The sequence below is a fragment of the Rhodoferax sp. GW821-FHT09E07 genome (assembly GCF_059416145.1).
The window spans coordinates 143,164-159,787 of record NZ_JBWKOP010000005.1; the positions used below are offsets into that span (position 1 = coordinate 143,164).

The 16,624-nt window shown below is 59.7% G+C and carries 18 protein-coding genes; 12 read left to right on the forward strand and 6 right to left on the reverse strand.

Translation table 11 applies throughout. The features are described from left to right. Positions 1-60: 60 nt before the first annotated feature. Positions 61-1,032, forward strand: coding sequence for a tripartite tricarboxylate transporter substrate-binding protein (locus AC07OE_RS11145; RefSeq protein ID WP_495070631.1), 972 nt, complete (start codon positions 61-63; stop codon positions 1,030-1,032). 9 nt (positions 1,033-1,041) lie between these two features. Here the strand turns inward: AC07OE_RS11145 and AC07OE_RS11150 are convergent, their stop codons facing one another. Continuing rightward, on the reverse strand, positions 1,042-1,374 hold the full coding sequence (locus AC07OE_RS11150; RefSeq protein ID WP_495070632.1) for a DUF1840 domain-containing protein: 333 nt from the start codon (positions 1,372-1,374) through the stop codon (positions 1,042-1,044). 75 nt (positions 1,375-1,449) lie between these two features. On the opposite strand from AC07OE_RS11150, the gene AC07OE_RS11155 reads away from it, so the two are divergent. Next, positions 1,450-1,776 carry a polyhydroxyalkanoic acid system family protein gene (locus tag AC07OE_RS11155; RefSeq protein WP_495070633.1) on the forward strand — a complete coding sequence of 109 codons (327 nt, stop codon included), beginning with the start codon at positions 1,450-1,452 and terminating at the stop codon, positions 1,774-1,776. A gap of 60 nt (positions 1,777-1,836) precedes the next feature. On the opposite strand, the gene AC07OE_RS11160 is transcribed toward AC07OE_RS11155, so the two are convergent. After that, positions 1,837-2,091: an acyl-CoA-binding protein gene (locus AC07OE_RS11160; protein WP_495070634.1), complete on the reverse strand. Its 255-nt coding sequence runs from the start codon at positions 2,089-2,091 to the stop codon at positions 1,837-1,839. A 134-nt stretch (positions 2,092-2,225) separates the two neighbouring features. Here AC07OE_RS11160 and AC07OE_RS11165 point away from each other — a divergent pair, with 134 nt between their 5' ends. Next, complete coding sequence (locus tag AC07OE_RS11165; RefSeq protein WP_495070635.1) at positions 2,226-3,779, forward strand: wax ester/triacylglycerol synthase family O-acyltransferase; 1,554 nt, start codon at positions 2,226-2,228, stop codon at positions 3,777-3,779. A gap of 23 nt (positions 3,780-3,802) precedes the next feature. Here AC07OE_RS11165 and AC07OE_RS11170 read toward each other — a convergent pair whose 3' ends face one another. From AC07OE_RS11170 to AC07OE_RS11185, 4 genes are all read right to left on the reverse strand, one after another. Further along, positions 3,803-4,576, reverse strand: a complete 774-nt coding sequence (locus AC07OE_RS11170; protein WP_495070636.1) for a hypothetical protein — start codon at positions 4,574-4,576, stop codon at positions 3,803-3,805. Positions 4,577-4,586: 10 nt separating this feature from the next. Continuing rightward, positions 4,587-5,243, reverse strand: coding sequence for a TetR/AcrR family transcriptional regulator (locus AC07OE_RS11175; protein WP_495070637.1), 657 nt, complete (start codon positions 5,241-5,243; stop codon positions 4,587-4,589). 9 nt (positions 5,244-5,252) lie between these two features. Further along, positions 5,253-6,500: a patatin-like phospholipase family protein gene (locus AC07OE_RS11180; protein ID WP_495070638.1), complete on the reverse strand. Its 1,248-nt coding sequence runs from the start codon at positions 6,498-6,500 to the stop codon at positions 5,253-5,255. A gap of 111 nt (positions 6,501-6,611) precedes the next feature. Further along, positions 6,612-7,232, reverse strand: a complete 621-nt coding sequence (locus AC07OE_RS11185; RefSeq protein ID WP_495070639.1) for a phasin family protein — start codon at positions 7,230-7,232, stop codon at positions 6,612-6,614. 223 nt (positions 7,233-7,455) lie between these two features. Here AC07OE_RS11185 and AC07OE_RS11190 point away from each other — a divergent pair, with 223 nt between their 5' ends. The 9 genes from AC07OE_RS11190 to AC07OE_RS11230 all read left to right on the forward strand — a co-directional run bounded on the left by AC07OE_RS11190 (position 7,456) and on the right by AC07OE_RS11230 (position 16,624). After that, positions 7,456-9,456: an SDR family oxidoreductase gene (locus AC07OE_RS11190; RefSeq protein WP_495070640.1), complete on the forward strand. Its 2,001-nt coding sequence runs from the start codon at positions 7,456-7,458 to the stop codon at positions 9,454-9,456. A 521-nt stretch (positions 9,457-9,977) separates the two neighbouring features. Then, positions 9,978-10,925, forward strand: a complete 948-nt coding sequence (locus AC07OE_RS11195) for an NAD-dependent epimerase/dehydratase family protein (RefSeq protein ID WP_495070641.1) — start codon at positions 9,978-9,980, stop codon at positions 10,923-10,925. A gap of 44 nt (positions 10,926-10,969) precedes the next feature. Continuing rightward, a complete protein-coding gene (locus AC07OE_RS11200; RefSeq protein ID WP_495070642.1) occupies positions 10,970-11,557 on the forward strand; it encodes an SIS domain-containing protein in 588 nt (195 codons plus the stop codon). A gap of 21 nt (positions 11,558-11,578) precedes the next feature. After that, entirely contained in the window at positions 11,579-12,565 is a 987-nt protein-coding gene (locus tag AC07OE_RS11205; protein ID WP_495070643.1) for a GDP-mannose 4,6-dehydratase, read from the forward strand. Continuing rightward, positions 12,565-13,395 (forward strand): transketolase, encoded by an 831-nt coding sequence (locus AC07OE_RS11210; RefSeq protein WP_495070644.1) that lies wholly within the window; start codon positions 12,565-12,567, stop codon positions 13,393-13,395. The genes AC07OE_RS11205 and AC07OE_RS11210 overlap by 1 nt, the downstream gene beginning before the upstream one ends. Positions 13,396-13,415: 20 nt before the next feature. After that, positions 13,416-14,312 carry a transketolase family protein gene (locus tag AC07OE_RS11215; protein ID WP_495070645.1) on the forward strand — a complete coding sequence of 299 codons (897 nt, stop codon included), beginning with the start codon at positions 13,416-13,418 and terminating at the stop codon, positions 14,310-14,312. Between the two features lie 8 nt (positions 14,313-14,320). Then, positions 14,321-14,935 carry a haloacid dehalogenase-like hydrolase gene (locus tag AC07OE_RS11220; protein WP_495070646.1) on the forward strand — a complete coding sequence of 205 codons (615 nt, stop codon included), beginning with the start codon at positions 14,321-14,323 and terminating at the stop codon, positions 14,933-14,935. Continuing rightward, complete coding sequence (locus AC07OE_RS11225) at positions 14,884-15,942, forward strand: phosphotransferase (protein ID WP_495070647.1); 1,059 nt, start codon at positions 14,884-14,886, stop codon at positions 15,940-15,942. Before AC07OE_RS11220 ends, AC07OE_RS11225 begins: the two co-directional genes overlap by 52 nt. A gap of 10 nt (positions 15,943-15,952) precedes the next feature. Continuing rightward, entirely contained in the window at positions 15,953-16,624 is a 672-nt protein-coding gene (locus AC07OE_RS11230) for a class I SAM-dependent methyltransferase (RefSeq protein WP_495070648.1), read from the forward strand.

Below are 16,624 nucleotides of genomic sequence, written 5' to 3' on the forward strand. Positions count from 1 at the left end.
TTGTTAGGTCGCGGGTGGCTCCGACGATAGACTTTGTTTCCATAACAACGGAGACATTCCATGAAAAAGCTACTTGTCGTTGCTGCGGCTGCATGGGCCGTGTGCGCCCATGCCGATACCTACCCCTCCAAACCCATCACCATCGTGGTGCCGTTTGCCGCTGGTGGGCCTACTGACCGCGTGGCCCGCGACCTGGCGGAGGCGCTGCGCAAGCCCTTGGGCGGGGTGAGCATCATCATCGACAACTCGGCTGGCGCCGGCAGCTCCATCGGCTCCAACAAGGTGGCCAAGGCCGCACCAGACGGCTACACCCTGCTGCTGAACCACGTTGCCATGGCCACCATGCCCACGCTGGTGCGCAACATGCCGTTCAAGGTGGACAGCGATTTTGAATACCTGGGCATGATCAACGAAGTGCCCATGACCCTGATCGGCAAACCCGAACACCCGGCCAAGAACTTCAAGGACCTGACGGGCTGGATTGCCCAGAACAAGGGCAAGATCAACCTGGGCAACGCCGGCATCGGCTCAGCCTCGCACCTGTGCGGCCTGCTGTTCCAGAGCGCGGTGGCAACCGACATGACCAAGGTGCCTTACAAGGGCACGAACCCTGCCATGACCGACCTGATCGGCGGTCAGATTGACCTGATGTGCGACCAGACCACCAACACCACCCAGCAGATCGAAGGCAAGAAGGTGGTGGCCTACGCGGTGACTACGCCCAAGCGACTGGCGACGCCCGCACTGAAGGATTTGCCCACGATGCAGGAGGCGGGTCTGAAGGGCTTTGAGGTCACCATCTGGCACGGTCTGTACGCTCCGCATGGCACTCCGGCGGATGTACTGAGCAGGGTGAATGCGGCGCTCAAGGTGGCATTGAAGGATCCAGACTTCCTGAAAAAGGAAGAGGCGCTGGGGGCCGTGGTGGTGACGGACAAGCGCGTGGAGCCGGCGGAGCACAAGAAATTTGTGGCTGCAGAAATCGCCAAGTGGAGCCCGATCATCAAGGCGGCGGGCGTGTACGCGGACTGAGTCCGCGCCTCAGGTTCCCCAGACGATTTCTTTTTGGGCCTTGTGGCTGCGCTGCAGCATATCCAGTAGCGGCATGGCGCGCTGGCGTAGCGTCACCCCGGCTGGCGTGTGCGGGTCCTCGCCGCGCTCCTGCGCTTTCAGCGCAGCTTGGGCGCGCTGGGCTTCCTCCGCGGCAATGGCCTCTTCCAGAGCAGCTCGCGCGGCCGGCATGTCTTCGGGCAGCAGGATGCCCTTGGCCGGCGCGCCTTCTTCAAACTTGCCCCAGATTTGCAGAATCTGGCGGCCGTTGGCTTCCAGCATGATGACGTCGCTGGTGGCTTTGGATTTGAACTTGTAGAGCATGGTGTGGGTGCCGTGGTTTTATGGTGCAATGTGCAGCCAACCCTTACAGCATAACGACCCGTTAGGAGCAACACCGTGGCAGATCTTCATATCGTTCGTGAACACACGCTGGGCCTGGCCGAAGCCCGCAAGATTGCGTTTGCCTGGGCGGAGCAGGTGGAGCAGGAATTCGGCATGGAGTGCACCTATGCCGAGGGCAAGACGGCGGACGAGGTGGAGTTCAGCCGCTCGGGCGTGAAGGGCTCGTTGCAGGTGACGGCGGATCGTTTTGAACTGAACGCCAAACTGGGCTTTCTGCTGGGCGCCTTCAAGGACAAGATCGAGGCCGAGATTGTCAAGAACCTGGACCAGTTGCTGGCCCCCAAATCTGCCAAGGTCAAAGCACCGGCGAAAAAAAAGTAGCGCGGAGCGCTACTTTTTTCATAGCTGCTTGCGCAGCATTGACGGGGGCTAGGGGCTGATTTAGCTCAAAGATTCGATCAGGTCGATGTACTGTTGCATCGCGTCGGCGCTGGCGGTGCCCTTGAAACCATTCCAAGCGTCCCACTTGGCACGGCCCACCATGTCGGCAAAGCCGGGCTTCTTTTCGGTGTTGTCGCCGGCGGTGGCTTGCTTGTAGAGCGCGTAGATCTTCAGCAGGGTGCCGTTGTCAGGGCGCTCGCTGAGGTTCTTGGAATTGGCTACAGCGGCTTCGAAAGTGGCTTGCAGGTCGGCCATGGTGTTCTCCGGTGAGGGGGCAATGGGGTCTAGGGTGCACACCCGAGTGATCCGGGTGCTTGTCCCGTATCTTACGGTGCGTTTTCACTGCAGAATAGACAAGCACCCCCAACACCGTTCAGCCCGGAGATTCCATGGTCACCAGAGTTCTAGCCAAAGATGTTGCCCAAAAGGCCAAACGCCAGACCCAAAGGGCTGCACGCGCAGTGCAGAAGAACGTGACCGATGCGGTAATCGGCTCGCTGGGCCTGCAAGGCGAACGCATGAGCAAGGTGGACACCGCCTGGCTGCGCATGGATTCGGCCTCCAACCTGATGATGATTTTGGGGGTGTGGGTGATCCACCCCAAGCTGAAATACGAAGACCTGGCCCAGCGCATCGAAGAGCGGCTGCTGAAGTACCCACGCTTTGTACAGTGCGCGGTAGAAGACGCAGCCGGCGCCACCTGGGTGAAGGATGCGGCGTTTGACCTGAGCAACCACCTGGTGCGCGAAACCCTGCCCAAGAAACCCAAGGGCCGGGAGCAGGAGGCCTTGCAGGACCGTCTTGCGCAGCTGACCATGGAGCCCCTGAGCCGGCATCGCCCGCTGTGGCAGTTCCACCTGGTAGAGGACTACAAAGGGGGTTCTGCCCTGATGGTGCGCATTCACCATTGCATTGCCGACGGCATTGCGCTCATTTCTGTCACGCAGTCTTTGGTGGACGGTGGAGCGCCCCCACCCGTGCGCAAGCCGCGTGAGGCCCATGCCGACGGCATGGAAGGCGCCGAGGCTTGGATTGCCGATGCGCTGCTCAAGCCGCTGACCAATATGACGGTGAAGGCCCTGGGCGCGGCGGGCGAGGGCGCCGCACGCTCCATGGGCCTGCTGATGGAACCGCAAAAGGGCGTGGAGCAAGGCGTGCACTCCTCGGTAGACGCGGCCAAGATGGCCTACCAGGTGGTCAGCGATCTGGCGTCACTGGCGCTGATGCCCGATGACTCGCCCACCCGCCTCAAAGGCGTGCCCGGCAGCTCCAAGCGCGTGGCCTGGTGCCCGCCAATCCCGCTGGAAGAAGTGAAGGCCGTGGGCAAGGCGCTGAACTGCTCCATCAACGATGTGCTGCTGAGCTGCGTGGCCGGCGCCCTGGGGGAGTACCTCAAGGAACATGGTGATTCAGTTGCAGGCAAGGAGATCCGCGCCATGGTGCCGGTGAACCTGCGCCCTATCGAGCATGCCTACAAGCTGGGCAACCAGTTTGGCCTGGCACCGCTGGTGCTGCCCGTGGGCATGGACAACCCGGTGGAGCGCGTGTACGAGGTACGCAGCCGCATGCGCGGGCTCAAGGGCAGCATGCAACCGCTGCTGGCGTTTGGCCTGCTGGCCGTGGCGGGGCTGCTCATCAAGCCCGCGCAGGATGCGATGCTGAATCTGTTTAGCAAAAAGACCACGGCTGTGATGACCAATGTGCCGGGCCCGCGGGACAAGCTGAAGATCTGCGGCTCCACCATTGAAGAAACGCTGTTCTGGGTCCCGCAGAGTGGGTCTGTGGGGCTGGGCGTGTCTATCCTGAGCTACGGTGGTGGCGTGCAGTTTGGCGTGGTGTCCGATGCTAAGCTGTGCCCGGACCCGCAAAAGATCATCGACCAGTTTGAGCCCGAGTTTGCCAAGCTCTCGATGCTCACGCTGATGCTGCCCTGGGGCGAATAGGCCCCAACAGCCTGGCGCGCTGCTCAGGCGGTGAGTTCGGCCTTGACCAGTTCCACGCCCAGGTGGCCCATGGCGTCCAGCGGGGTAATGGCTGCTGCTTTTTCGTACAGCCGATGGGCCTCCTCCTGCTTGGCGTCGCCGTCCAGCATGACCAGTGCCTTGGCGTATTCGGTCAGTGCGATGGCCGAATGCGGCAAGCGCTCCAGTCCCTGCGCAAACAGGGCCAGGCTGGTTTCCTTCTTGGCGCCGTAGGTCATGCTGCCAATCAACGGCCCCACCTTGTCAATGACTTCCGCATGGAAAGTGCCCAACGCAATGCAAGCATCGGCGTGCGCCGGTTGCAGCGCAATGGCGGTTTCCAGCGAGGCCTTGACCTTGCCGCCCAAGCCCTGGGCCAGCGCCTTGGCCACGCTGACACCCTGGGTGTAGCGGCCCAGCGCATAGCCGTGCAGGTAGTGGGCGTTGGCGTGCAAGGGGTGGGCCGCGGCCTGCGCCGCGGTGCGCTGGGCAATGTCCCAAAACAACTCGTGCCGCACTTTCTCCCGCGGCTCCAGGTAGTCGGCATGGATCAGCCGTGCCTTGTTGGCCACGGTCAGGCCGTCGGCACCCAGCTGCTCGCCGGCCTGGGCGGCGGCTTCGAACTCACCGCGGTGGAACAACACCCAGGCCGCCAGCACGCGCGGATCGCCCGGCAAGGGCTCCAGGTTCCCCGCGTGCAGGCGGTTCCACTGTGCGGCCACGGTGGCGGCATCAAACGGGTAGCGGGCGGCGTGGAGAAAGGGCGTCCAAGCGGGCATGGTGGGGCCTTCAGGGGCTGGTGTAGGCACCGGCCAGGTGGAGCAAATGCGTGCGTTGCTGGGGCTCCAGGTAGGGCACCAGCAAATTGAGCACGTGGTGCGCGCCGCGCATCAGCGCCGCCTGTGCGCTGGCGGGCTCCAGTGCATTGCGCGGGTCGCGCACATACTCGAAGCTCAGCCAGTAGGTCAGCACCACCACCATACTGGTGGCCGTGGGTTCCATCTCGCGCGAGTCCATGCGCAGTGCGCCGGAGCGGGCCATGCTTTCCAGCAGAGCGCGGATGGAGCGGGTCTTGTTCTTCAGCACGCTCTGGAAATGGGTTTCCAGGCGGCGGTTCTTGCTCAGCAGGTCGTTGAGGTCACGGTAGAGAAAGCGGTACTGCCAGATCAGTTCGAACAGCGTGTGCATGAAGAACCAAGCGTCTTCCACATCGCGCACGTTGTCACTGGCGTTCAGCACTTCGTTAAGCGAGCGTTCGTAACGGTCAAACAGCGAGTTGATCAGTTCGTCCTTGGCCGGGTAGTGGTAGTACAGGTTGCCAGGGCTGATACCGAGTTCCGCCGAGATCAGTGTGGTGGAAACGTTGGGCTCGCCAAAGCGGTTGAACAGCTCCAGCGTGACTTCCAGAATGCGTTCGGCGGTTCGGCGGGGGGCTTTTTTGACCATGGAACGCCTTCAGTGCAGGGCTTGGGTGGTCGGCTGGGCCACCAGGGCACCCAAGTCATTCATGATTTCTTGCAGGCTGGCGATGGCCCGGCCCAGTTCGGTGGGCGCCTTTTGGGGCAGGCACAGGTGGCGCTTGGGGTCTTCCAGCACATCGTGCTTGAGCGTGATGCCATGGCGTGCCAGCTTGGCCGAGAGGCCGGTTTTGCGTGAGCGCAGCATCTGCCGGGTCTGCTGGTAGGCATGCTCGGCCAAGTGGCGGCGCTGCGCGTAGCTGAAGGTGTTGGCCAGGTAGAGCTCGGGGTCGCGGTGGTCGGGCTCTATCCACACGATGTCGGTGTTGGGGTAGGCGTGCGCGTAGTGCTTCATGCCCAGCTCCATGCGCGAGTGGATCATCGAGCGGAAGGTCTGGCTCAGCACGGCGGGCAGGCCGCCGTCCACAATGCGGGGGATCTTGCGTTTCTCAGGCGGCATGCCGCGCTGCATGACCTTGCCGAACTGCGGTGCCGTGGCATTGAAGGGCACCAGCGGGTTTAGGCAGATCATCAAATCCACGCCATCGTCCAGCGCTACCGAGGCATGCATGGTTTTCTTCAGCGCACCGTCCACGTAGTACTGGTCATCAATCTCCACGGGTGGGAACAGGCCCGGCAGCGCCGAGCTGGCCTGCACGGCGCGCGAGATGGGCACGTGGTCAAAGCCCGGGCGGCCAAACGGCGCGGCTTCCGCGCTGTCCAGGTTGGTAGCGACCAGTGTGAGCTTGGTTTTGAGTTCGCGAAAGTCGTTGGTACGACCAGGCTGGCTGAACAGGCGTGCCAGTTGGATGTCCACCTGCCGGTTCGAGAAGATGCCGGTGGGCAGGCTTGGGCCCATGTCCTCCAGTGCCCGCAGCAGAGATGCGCGACCGCTGAGCACGCGCCACGCTGCCTGCAGGGCTAATCCCGGCAGCATGATGCCGCGGCGAACAAACTCGCTGTAGGCGGGCTCCATGAGCCAGGAGGGGTCGAAGGTCTCGGAGGGCGTGCCGTCGTTCTCGATGAAGGAAGCACACATTTCACGAGGCGTCATGCCGTTGGCCAGGGCGGCAACGATGAAGCCACCAGCAGAAACGCCCACGTAGTGGTCGAGCTGGTTGAAGTCCAGCCCGTGCAATGATTCTTCCAGTGCGCACATGGCGCCGACTTCGTAAATGGCCCCCAATGGCCCCCCGCCCGCCAACGCCAGTGCAATTTTGGGAGGGGTCTTTTTTCGAACGGTCATAGTCTCAAAGTGTAGATGCCGGCATGCTCGGTTTTTGTTGCATTGCAGCAGGGTGTCGTAGGCGCAAAAAAGGGCGCCGAGGCGCCCTTTTTGGGGAGTGGCAAAGCCGCATTACGCTTGCGCAGCTGGGGTGTCCACCACAGGCAGTTCGCTGGCCTTGCTGGCGGGCGCGTCACGCTTGATGGCGGCCTTTTTTGCAGGAGCTGCAGATTTCTTGGCCGGTGCTTTCACCGCTTTTTTGATGGGTGCGGGAGCAGCTTTCTTCGCGGCAGGCTTTTTGGCAGCTTTGGCGACAGGTGCTTTCGCCGCGGTGGGGGCTTTGGTGGACAGCTTTTGCACGGCCTTGTTCAGGTCGTCAATGCGGGCAATCAGGGCGCTCACGTCTTTGGCAGACGGCACACCCAGCTTGTTCAGGGCCTTGGCCACGCGCTCTTCAAAGATGTTTTCCAGCTTGTCCCACTGGCCGGAAGCCTTGGTGGAGATGTCGGTGGCCATGGTGGACATCTTGGCGGTGGCTTCGGAAATCTTCTCTTCGGCGACTGCCTGGGTCTTGCGCTGGATGCTCACGCCTTCCTTGACCAGGGATTCAAAGGCCTTGCTGCCTTCAGCTTGGGCACGGGTGAAAGCGCCCAGGCCGGCTTGCCAGATTTGCTGGGCAGAGTCTTTGACAGAGCCAGACAGGTGGATGCCTGCGGCTTTGGAAGGTTGTTTTTTCTGCAGTTTTTTGACCATGTGGGGCTCCTGAAGGGATGGCGGGTGGGCGCTTGCTCCAATAAACGGAGCGAACGGTACAAGCCCGACTCTAAGGCCAGTTGGCGTCAGTTTGTAGATGGACTCTACTAACGGTGCGCGCAGGCTGCAATCACAATCGCAACTCGCAGATTTTGTTGCGGGTTTACGATGAATGAGCCCTCTCGCAAAGTCGGTCAGAATGCCTTGATTCTTTGGAGTGTGTATGCAGTACTTTGTTACCGGAGCCACGGGCTTTATCGGCAAGCGCCTTGTCAAGAAACTGCTGGAGCGCAAAGGCGCAGTGGTGCACTTTCTGATCCGCAAAGAGAGTGAAAGCAAGGTCGATGATCTGCGAGAGTTCTGGGGCCTGAAAGATGCCAAAAGTGCTGCCCGCGCACTGCCGGTTTTCGGTGACCTGACCTCCAAGAAACTGGGCGTGGCCGCAGATGCCGTCAAGACGCTCAAGGGCCAAGTGGACCATTTTTACCACCTTGCAGCGGTGTATGACCTGGGTGCCGATGAGGAAAGCCAGATCGCCGTCAACATCGAAGGTACACGCAACACGATCGACTTTGCCAAGGCGATTGATGCCGGTCATTTTCACCATGTGTCGTCGATTGCCGCTGCCGGGCTGTACGAAGGTGTTTTCCGCGAGGACATGTTTGAAGAGGCCGAGAACTACGACCACCCCTACTTCATGACCAAGCACGAGAGCGAAAAAATCGTGCGCAAGGACTGCAAGGTGCCCTGGTCGGTGTACCGCCCCGCGATGGTGGTGGGGGACAGCCAGACCGGCGAGATGGACAAGATCGACGGCCCCTACTATTTTTTCAAGCTGATCCAGCGCATGCGCCAGCTGCTGCCGCCCTGGATGCCGGCCATTGGACTGGAAGGCGGGCGCATCAACATCGTGCCAGTGGACTTTGTGGTGGACGCGCTGGACGCTATCAGCCACAAGGCGGGCATTGCGAAGAAGTGCTACCACTTGGTGGATCCTGTGGGCTACCGCGTGGGGGATGTGCTGGACATCTTCAGCAAGGCGGCACATGCCCCAAAGATGAATCTGTTTGTGAATGCGGCCCTGCTGGGCTTTATTCCCCGCAGTGTGACCAAGAGCCTCATGGCGTTGGCGCCGGTGCGCCGCGTGCGCAATGCCATTCTCAAAGACCTGAGCCTGCCCGAAGACATGCTCACTTTTGTGAACTACCCCACACGCTTTGATTGCCGGGACACGCTGGCCATGCTCAAGGGCAGTGGGGTGGAATGTCCCAATCTTAAAGACTACGCTTGGCGCCTGTGGGATTACTGGGAGCGTCACCTCGATCCTGATTTGCACATTGACCGAAGCCTGCGCGGCACCGTGGGTGGCAAAGTGGTTCTGGTTACAGGCGGTTCGTCCGGCATTGGCTTGGCGGCGGCGCACAAGTTTGCCGAAGCGGGTGCTACCACCATCATTTGCGGCCGCGACGTCGACAAGTTGGAAGAGGCCTGCAAGGAGGCTAAAGCCAAGGGCTACAGCTTCGTTGCCTACCCGGCCGATATTGCCGATATGGCCGACTGTGACCGCTTTGTGCAGGTTTTGATCGATAACCACGGCGGCGTAGATTTCCTGATCAACAACGCTGGCCGCTCCATCCGCCGTGCGATTGAGTCCAGCTACGACCGCTTCCACGATTACGAGCGCACCATGCAGTTGAACTACTTTGGTTGCTTGCGCGTGACCATGGGTCTGTTGCCCGGCATGGTGGCCAAGAAAAAGGGTCATGTGGTCAACATCAGCTCTATTGGTGTGCTAACCAATGCGCCGCGCTTCAGTGCGTATGTGGCCTCCAAGGCTGCACTGGACGCCTGGACACGCTGTGCGTCCAGCGAGTTTGCGGATCAGGGCATCAGCTTCACCACCATCAACATGCCGCTGGTGCGCACTCCCATGATTGCGCCGACAAATATCTATAACAACGTCCCCACGCTCTCGCCTGAGCAAGCCGCTGACATGGTGGCCGACGCCTGCATCAGCAAGCCCGTACGCATCGCTACCCGCCTGGGTATCACAGGCCAAGTGCTGCACGCTTTGGTTCCGCGCATCGCCCAGATCGCCATGAACACCAGCTTCCGCATGTTCCCCGACTCATCGGCCGCCAAGGGCGCGAAACCCGGAGAGAAGCAGAAGTTGTCGCCGGAGGCGATTGCAATGCAGCAGATGATGCGGGGGATTCACTTCTGAATTTCTTCCTCAATTTCACTGTCATAATTTGTTAGCTGTGTAAAAAGTCAGTGATTCAAAGTTCCCTGCTTGGGAACGAAAGATGCCGCACTGTATGAGCATCCTCTTGGACTAAAAGCTACTTGGTCTGTCAAGAAGATGCTCCTTCCTTTTTCGATCTGCGCGTAGCGGGTGCTGTGTCGAACTTGTGGTTGGAGCGTGACAAAACGCTAGCTTAGGAATGAAGCGCCAGAAATTCGGGGCGCGGCCCACAATGCAAAAAAGCGGTGCAGCTTTGTTAGATCGCTAGTGGTATCTCGCAATTTGAAAATTGTCGACTTGATACGCCTAGTTGTTGCGAGTTAATCAGACCGTCCTTAAGCGGTAAACTCTGAAATCTGATGTGAATACATTAGCGTCGCGTAGTGAAGCTCCGTCTGGTACTACATCGCTTGTATTGCTAAGACTGAAACACGGCAAGATTTCTGGTTTTGTTAACTAAATGGTGTCCCATTTCTTGGGCAACAAAAAGGGTTCGGAAAATGAAGCTATTGGTAACGGGTGGTTGTGGATATAAGGGGCACGTTCTTATCCCTAAACTTTTAGCGCGGGGATATGAAGTCGTTGTCTTTGACACGATGTGGTTCGGGAATTTTTTGCAGCACCATTCGAAGCTAAAGTGCATAAAAGGTGATGTGCGTGACATAGAAGCCATCAACCTGGATGGCGTTGATGGCATCATTCATCTCTCGTCCATAGCCAACGACCCCTGTGGCGATCTAGATCCCAAGCTTACTTGGGAGGTCAGCGCACTGGCTACCATGCAACTGGCAGACAAAGCTCGCCGCAACGGCGTTAAGCGCTTCATTTACGCCTCGTCCGGCAGTGTGTACGGCATCAAGGAGGAGTTGCAGGTGACGGAAGACCTAGAGCTCAAGCCCATTTCCGAATACAACAAGACCAAGATGGTGGGTGAGCGCGTACTGCTGAGCTACTCAGATGATATGGTGGTGCAAATCGTTCGCCCCGCCACGGTGTGCGGTGTGTCGCCCCGTATGCGCCTGGACGTTTCGGTCAACATGCTAACCATGCAGGCGCTCTCCAGGGGCAAGATCACCGTCTTTGGCGGCGCCCAGACACGCCCGAACATCCACATTGATGACATTACCGACGTTTACCTCCACCTGATTGACCACCCGGAACTGACTGGCGTGTACAACGCCGGCTTCGAAAACATTTCCATCTTGGACATCGCAAGAATTGTAACCAAGCATGTGCCGGTTGAAATTGTGGTGACCGAGTCCAATGACCCGCGCTCCTACCGCGTCAATTCCGACAAGTTGCTGGCGACCGGGTTCAAGCCCAAGAAGAGCGTGGAAGACGCCGTGACGGAAATCATCGCCAAGTACCGCGCCGGCGACTTGAAAGATGACGACCGCTTCTACAACCTCAAGTGGATGGAAAAAACCGTCCTGGCCAAGCAGGCCTGATCGCGGCCCTTTGCTGGCTCTCACTTCGCATTCACGGAGCACCCATGGAACTCAAAGTCCCGCTGGAAGGTTTTTTCACCGGCTATGCCAGCCGCCTCTCGCAGGTGCTGGCCAGTGCCGACTGGTCGGGCGTGTCGCACCTGGCGCGTGACATGCACGAGGCCTGGACCTCCGGGCATCAGGTATTTTTCTGTGGCAATGGCGGCAGTGCCGGCAACGCTGTTCACCTGGCCAATGACTACATCTATGGCGTAGCCAAGCGCACCGGTGGCGGCATCCGCGCCGTGGCGCTGTCTGCCAACCCGGCCGTCATGACCTGCCTGGCCAATGATGTGGGCTATGACCACATCTACAGCGAGCAACTCGCTGTGCTGGCCAGCGAAGGCGATGTGCTGGTGACGCTATCGGGCAGCGGCAATTCGCCCAATATCCTGAAGGTGCTGGAGCAGGCCAAGTCCATGAAGGTCAAGAGCTACGCCATTCTGGGATACACCGGTGGCAAGGCCAAGGCGATGGCTGATGTCGCCATTCACTTCCCGGTGAACGACATGCAGATCGCCGAAGACCTGCAACTGGTGGTGGGCCACATGCTGATGCAGTGGCTGTACGAAAACCGTCCCCCGGCTCCCTGAATTCATAAGCAAAGAGACTCCATGGAAACCGTATTCGTCATTGGCAGCAATTCTTTTTCCGGTGCCAGCTTTGTGGACTTCGCGCTCCAGCAGGGCGTGAAGGTCATTGGCACCAGCCGTTCAGCCGAGCCGATTGATGCCATGCTGCCCTACAAGTGGCGCGATCACAGCAACTTTGCCTTCCACATGCTGGACTTGAACAAGGACCTGCAGGGCATTACTGAACTGCTGCATGAAGTCAAGCCTAAGCATGTGGTGAACTTTGCCGCCCAAAGCATGGTGGGGGAGAGCTGGCAGAACCCGCAGGATTGGTTCATGACCAATGTGGTGTCCACCATCAAGCTGCACGATGTGCTGCGTAAATGCAACTTCCTGGAGCGCTATGTGCACGTCTCCACGCCCGAGGTGTACGGAAGCTGCTCCGGTTTTGTGGACGAGAATTTTCCGTTCAATCCCAGCACGCCATATGCCGTGTCGCGCGCCGCTGCCGACATGAGCCTGGGCACCTTCCATGCGGCCTACAACTTCCCGGTGGTCACCACGCGCGCTGCCAATGTGTATGGGCCGGGGCAGCAGCTCTACCGCATTATTCCGCGCACCATTTTGTTCATCCTGCTGGGGCGCAAGCTGCAGTTGCATGGCGGCGGCGTGTCCACCCGCTCGTTCATCCACATGGCAGACGTGTCAGACGCCACCTGGCGCATCATGAACAAGGGCCACAACGGTGACACTTACCATATCTCCACCAGCGAGGTGGTCTCAATTCGTGAGCTGGTGGAGCGCATCTGCGCCAAGCTGGGCGTAACCTTTGAGGACCATGTGGAAGTGGTGGGCGAGCGTCTGGGTAAGGACTCGGCCTACCACCTGGACAGCACCAAGGTGCGCAATGAACTGGGCTGGGCCGACCATGTGGCACTGGACCAGGGTCTGGACGAATGCATCGCCTGGGTGCGCAAGAACTTTGAAGCGCTCAAGGCTTCCCACTACGACTACATCCACAAACCGTGATGCTTACCAAAGACACCGCTCAACTGGCCAAGTTGGCCGCGACGCTGCGCGCGCGCATCATCGAAACCTCGTCCAAGACCGGCACGCCGCACCTGGGCTCTTGCCTGTCGTGCGTGGATATCCTCACCGCGCTGTATTTCAGCGTGTTGCGCGTCGACACCAGCAATCCGCAAGCACCAGAGCGCGACCGCTGCATCCTGAGCAAGGGCCATGGCGCCATGGGCCTGTTCCATGTGCTGGCCGAGCGCGGCTTCTACCCGCTGTCCGACCTGGACTCGTATGGCGAAGACGGTGGAGTATTTGCAGAGCATCCACCTACCCCGGACCACCTGGCCGGCATCGAAGCAGCCACCGGGTCGCTGGGCCATGGCCTGCCTTTGGGCCTGGGAATGGCCCTGGCCGGGCGCATACAGGACCAAAGCTACAACGTCTATGCGGTGCTGGGCGATGGCGAATGCAATGAAGGATCGGTGTGGGAGGCGGCCATGCTGGCGGCGGCCCAGAAGGCATCTAATGTGTGCGTCATCATCGACTTCAACAAGTGGCAGGCAACGGGCCGCAGCCGCGAAGTCATGGCGCTAGACCCGCTGGCCGACAAGTGGCGCGCCTTCGGCTGGAACGCGGTCGAGGTGGACGGCCACAATTTTGACGAACTGCTGGCCGCACTGGCCCAGTTCCCCAATGCCAATGGCAAGCCCACGGCCATCATTGCCCACACCGTCAAGGGCAAAGGCGCCTCCTTCATGGAAGATGACAACAACTGGCACTACCGCATTCCCACGGCCGAAGAAGTGGTCAAGTCCAAGATCGAACTGGGAGTGGCGCTGTGAGAAATGCATTTGCAGAAGAAATGACACGCGTTGCCGCCACCGACAAGCGTGTGGTGGTGTTGTCTGGTGACATCGGCAACAAGCTGTTCGACAAGCTCAAGCTTGTCGACGAAAAGCGGTTCTACAACTGCGGTATCGCCGAAGCCAACATGATGGGCGTGGCCGCCGGCATGGCCATGTCGGGCTTGCGCCCGTTCGTGTACACCATCACGCCCTTCACCACCACGCGCTGTTTCGAGCAGATCCGCGTGGACGTGTGCTACCACCACGCCCCTGTGGTGATTGTGGGCACGGGATCCGGTCTGTCGTACTCCGAACTGGGCCCCACCCACCATTCGCTGGAAGACATGGCCATCCTGCGCACGCTGCCGGGAATGCGCGTGCTGGCGCCTTGTGATGCGTCCGAACTGCGCCAGGCGCTGCACGAGGTGCTGAAGGATGACAGCCCCACATACATCCGCATCGGAAAAAAAGGTGAGGCCGACATCCATGCGTCCCCCCCGGACCTCACGCTCGGCAAGGTGCTGGTCATCCGCCCGGGCACCGATGTGGCGCTCCTGTGCGCCGGCAACATGATGGCCGATACCCTTAAGGCAGCAGACCTGCTGGCTGCCAGCGGCATTTCTGCCGAGGTGGTGAGCTTTCATACCGTCAAGCCACTGGATGCGGACTACCTGCAGCAGGCTGCCGCGCGCTTCAAGCTGCTGGTCACCGTCGAAGAGCACAGCCGCATCGGCGGTTTTGGCAGCGCAGTGGCTGAATGGCGCATGGCCCAGCCGCGCAATGTGGCCCAACTGGGCTTTGGCACGGACGACGTCTTCATGCACGAAGTGGGCAGCCAGGCCTATGCCCGCAAAAAATATGGCCTCACGGCTGACAACATCGCCGCCACCACACTGGCCGCACTGCGGGCCTGAGTTTGTCCATGCACATCGGCCTGGACTTTGACAACACCATCGTCAGCTACGACGCCCTGTTTCACAAGGTTGCGCTGGAGGGCGGCTGGATCACCGCCAAGGTGCCTGTTTCCAAGGTGAGCGTTCGCGACCATCTGCGCGCGATCGGGCAGGAGCCTGTGTGGACTGAGATGCAGGGCTATGTGTATGGCGCCCGCATGGACGAGGCCGCTGCCTATCCGGGCGTGGTGGACTGCCTGGTGTGGGCCCGGGAACAGGGCATTGCCGTGTCCATCGTCAGCCACAAGACCCGGCACCCATTTCTGGGCAAGCAGTATGACCTGCACGCAGCGGCGCGCCACTGGATTAGCCTGCACCTGACGGACGCACAAGGGCCGCTGGTGGAGCCGGAGCGTGTGTACTTTGAGCTGACCAAGGAATCCAAAGTGCAGCACATCGCCACCATCGGCTGTACGGTGTATGTGGACGATTTGCCGGAAATATTGCTGGCCCCCGGGTTTCCCGTCGCCGCCGCCATTCTGTTCGACCCCGACAACCACCATCAGACGCAGACCCTTCCACGTGCGACGCATTGGTCGGAAGTTCGTGGCCGCCTGGAAGCGCAATGGCGAGCGATTCCCTAGAACCCGCGGTTGCTGCCCTGTTGACTAGGGTGGAGCGGGGCAGGTCGGGTTTCCGCCTGGAGCCTCTTTCGGCCAGCGGCAACAACCGGGTATTCACACTGCACTGCGATGAGGAAACGCTGATCCTTAAATGGTATTTTCGTGATGTTGCGGATACCCGGGACCGTCTGGGCGCGGAGTATGCTTTTTTAGAACATGCTTGGAATATGGGCTTACGCTGCATCCCTCAACCACTGGGCAAAGACCTGACCAACCATCTGGCGCTCTACGAATTTGTGGAAGGCTACAAACTCAAAGCGGATCAAGTGGATGAGAATGCCATGGGGCAAGCCGCACAGTTCCTGGCCCTGTTGAACTTTCCACAGAGCCGCGCCGCTGCAATGGCATTACCGGACGCATCTGAAGCCTGCTTTAGCGTGGCCGCGCATTTTGCGATGGTGGATGCGCGCCTCGCCAAGCTTGTGTACATGCCGCTGGCAAGTGATGTGGACCGGGCTGCCGCAGAATTTGTCAGCCGGCTCACCAAATACTGGCATGGCACCAAAGCGCGCCTGCTGGAAGGTTGTGCTTCATTGGGGCTGAATCCGGACATTGCATTGCCTGCGGGGCAGCGCTGTCTGTCACCCTCTGACTTCGGCTTTCACAATGCGCTGGTGCGGCCCGACGGCAGTCTCTGCTTTATCGATTTTGAATACGCCGGCTGGGATGACCCCGCCAAGGCCGTGGGGGACTTTTTTTCGCACCCCGGTGTGGCAGTTCCGCACACCCAGTTGGAGACTTTCCTTGCGCAAGCACTGGCCCCGTTTGAGGATGCCCACCCCATGGCGGCTCGTGTGCGCCTGCTGGAGCCCATCTCGCAGGTGAAGTGGTGCTGCATCATCCTGAATGAATTCTTGCCGGCGGCCGCACGCCGCCGCAATTTTGCCAACCCGGGAGCTGACGCCATTGCGCGCAAGCAGCGTCAGTTGGACAAGGCGACAACACTTTTTGAATCACTACAGCACTAAAGGAAGCATCTTGGCTTATATCGATTTTCTGTCTGCAGTCCACAAAAGCACCACACGCGACTACCTGGCCCGTGTGAACGAGCCCGAATATCCCAAGGCCAAGGCCGCTGCACTAGCCAAAAAGTGGGGTTATGACTACTGGGACGGTGACCGCCGAATCTGCTACGGCGGCTACAAATACATGCCCGGGCGCTGGGCTCCTGTGGGCCAGGCTATGGTGGACCACTACGGCATTAAGCCTGGTCACAAGGTTCTGGACATTGGCTGCGGCAAAGGCTTTCAGTTGTATGAACTGACGCAACTGGTACCCGGCGTAGAGGTGTATGGCATTGACGTATCACCCTACGCCATCGAAAACGCAAAACCGGAGATCAAGGACAGGCTGCAGGTAGCCAATGCCAACAGTCTGCCTTTCCCGGACAAGCATTTTGACTTTGTGTTTTCCATCACTACCCTGCACAACCTGCACAATTACGACCTGGACAAGGCTTTGCGCGAAATGGAGCGCGTGGGCAAGAAAAACAAATACCTATGCGTGGAGTCGTATCGCAATGAGGTGGAAAAAGCCAATCTGTTGTACTGGCAAGTAACTTGCGAGGCCTTTTGCTCCCCTGAAGAGTGGGACTGGTGGTTCAAGCAAACCGGCTACACCGGTGACCATTCTTTTATCTATTTCGAGTAA

Bases quoted from the DNA above. Each gene is read 5' to 3' on its own strand.
- AC07OE_RS11200 (WP_495070642.1), top strand. From the start codon at position 10,970: ATGGAACTCAAAGTCCCGCTGGAAGGTTTTTTCACCGGCTATGCCAGC.
- AC07OE_RS11185 (WP_495070639.1), bottom strand. From the start codon at position 7,232: ATGGTCAAAAAACTGCAGAAAAAACAACCTTCCAAAGCCGCAGGCATC.
- AC07OE_RS11220 (WP_495070646.1), top strand. From the start codon at position 14,321: ATGCACATCGGCCTGGACTTTGACAACACCATCGTCAGCTACGACGCC.
- AC07OE_RS11190 (WP_495070640.1), top strand. From the start codon at position 7,456: ATGCAGTACTTTGTTACCGGAGCCACGGGCTTTATCGGCAAGCGCCTT.
- AC07OE_RS11150 (WP_495070632.1), bottom strand. From the start codon at position 1,374: ATGCTCTACAAGTTCAAATCCAAAGCCACCAGCGACGTCATCATGCTG.
- AC07OE_RS11205 (WP_495070643.1), top strand. From the start codon at position 11,579: ATGGAAACCGTATTCGTCATTGGCAGCAATTCTTTTTCCGGTGCCAGC.
- AC07OE_RS11195 (WP_495070641.1), top strand. From the start codon at position 9,978: ATGAAGCTATTGGTAACGGGTGGTTGTGGATATAAGGGGCACGTTCTT.
- AC07OE_RS11175 (WP_495070637.1), bottom strand. From the start codon at position 5,243: ATGGTCAAAAAAGCCCCCCGCCGAACCGCCGAACGCATTCTGGAAGTC.
- AC07OE_RS11215 (WP_495070645.1), top strand. From the start codon at position 13,416: ATGACACGCGTTGCCGCCACCGACAAGCGTGTGGTGGTGTTGTCTGGT.
- AC07OE_RS11180 (WP_495070638.1), bottom strand. From the start codon at position 6,500: ATGACCGTTCGAAAAAAGACCCCTCCCAAAATTGCACTGGCGTTGGCG.
- AC07OE_RS11145 (WP_495070631.1), top strand. From the start codon at position 61: ATGAAAAAGCTACTTGTCGTTGCTGCGGCTGCATGGGCCGTGTGCGCC.
- AC07OE_RS11170 (WP_495070636.1), bottom strand. From the start codon at position 4,576: ATGCCCGCTTGGACGCCCTTTCTCCACGCCGCCCGCTACCCGTTTGAT.
- AC07OE_RS11210 (WP_495070644.1), top strand. From the start codon at position 12,565: ATGCTTACCAAAGACACCGCTCAACTGGCCAAGTTGGCCGCGACGCTG.
- AC07OE_RS11160 (WP_495070634.1), bottom strand. From the start codon at position 2,091: ATGGCCGACCTGCAAGCCACTTTCGAAGCCGCTGTAGCCAATTCCAAG.
- AC07OE_RS11165 (WP_495070635.1), top strand. From the start codon at position 2,226: ATGGTCACCAGAGTTCTAGCCAAAGATGTTGCCCAAAAGGCCAAACGC.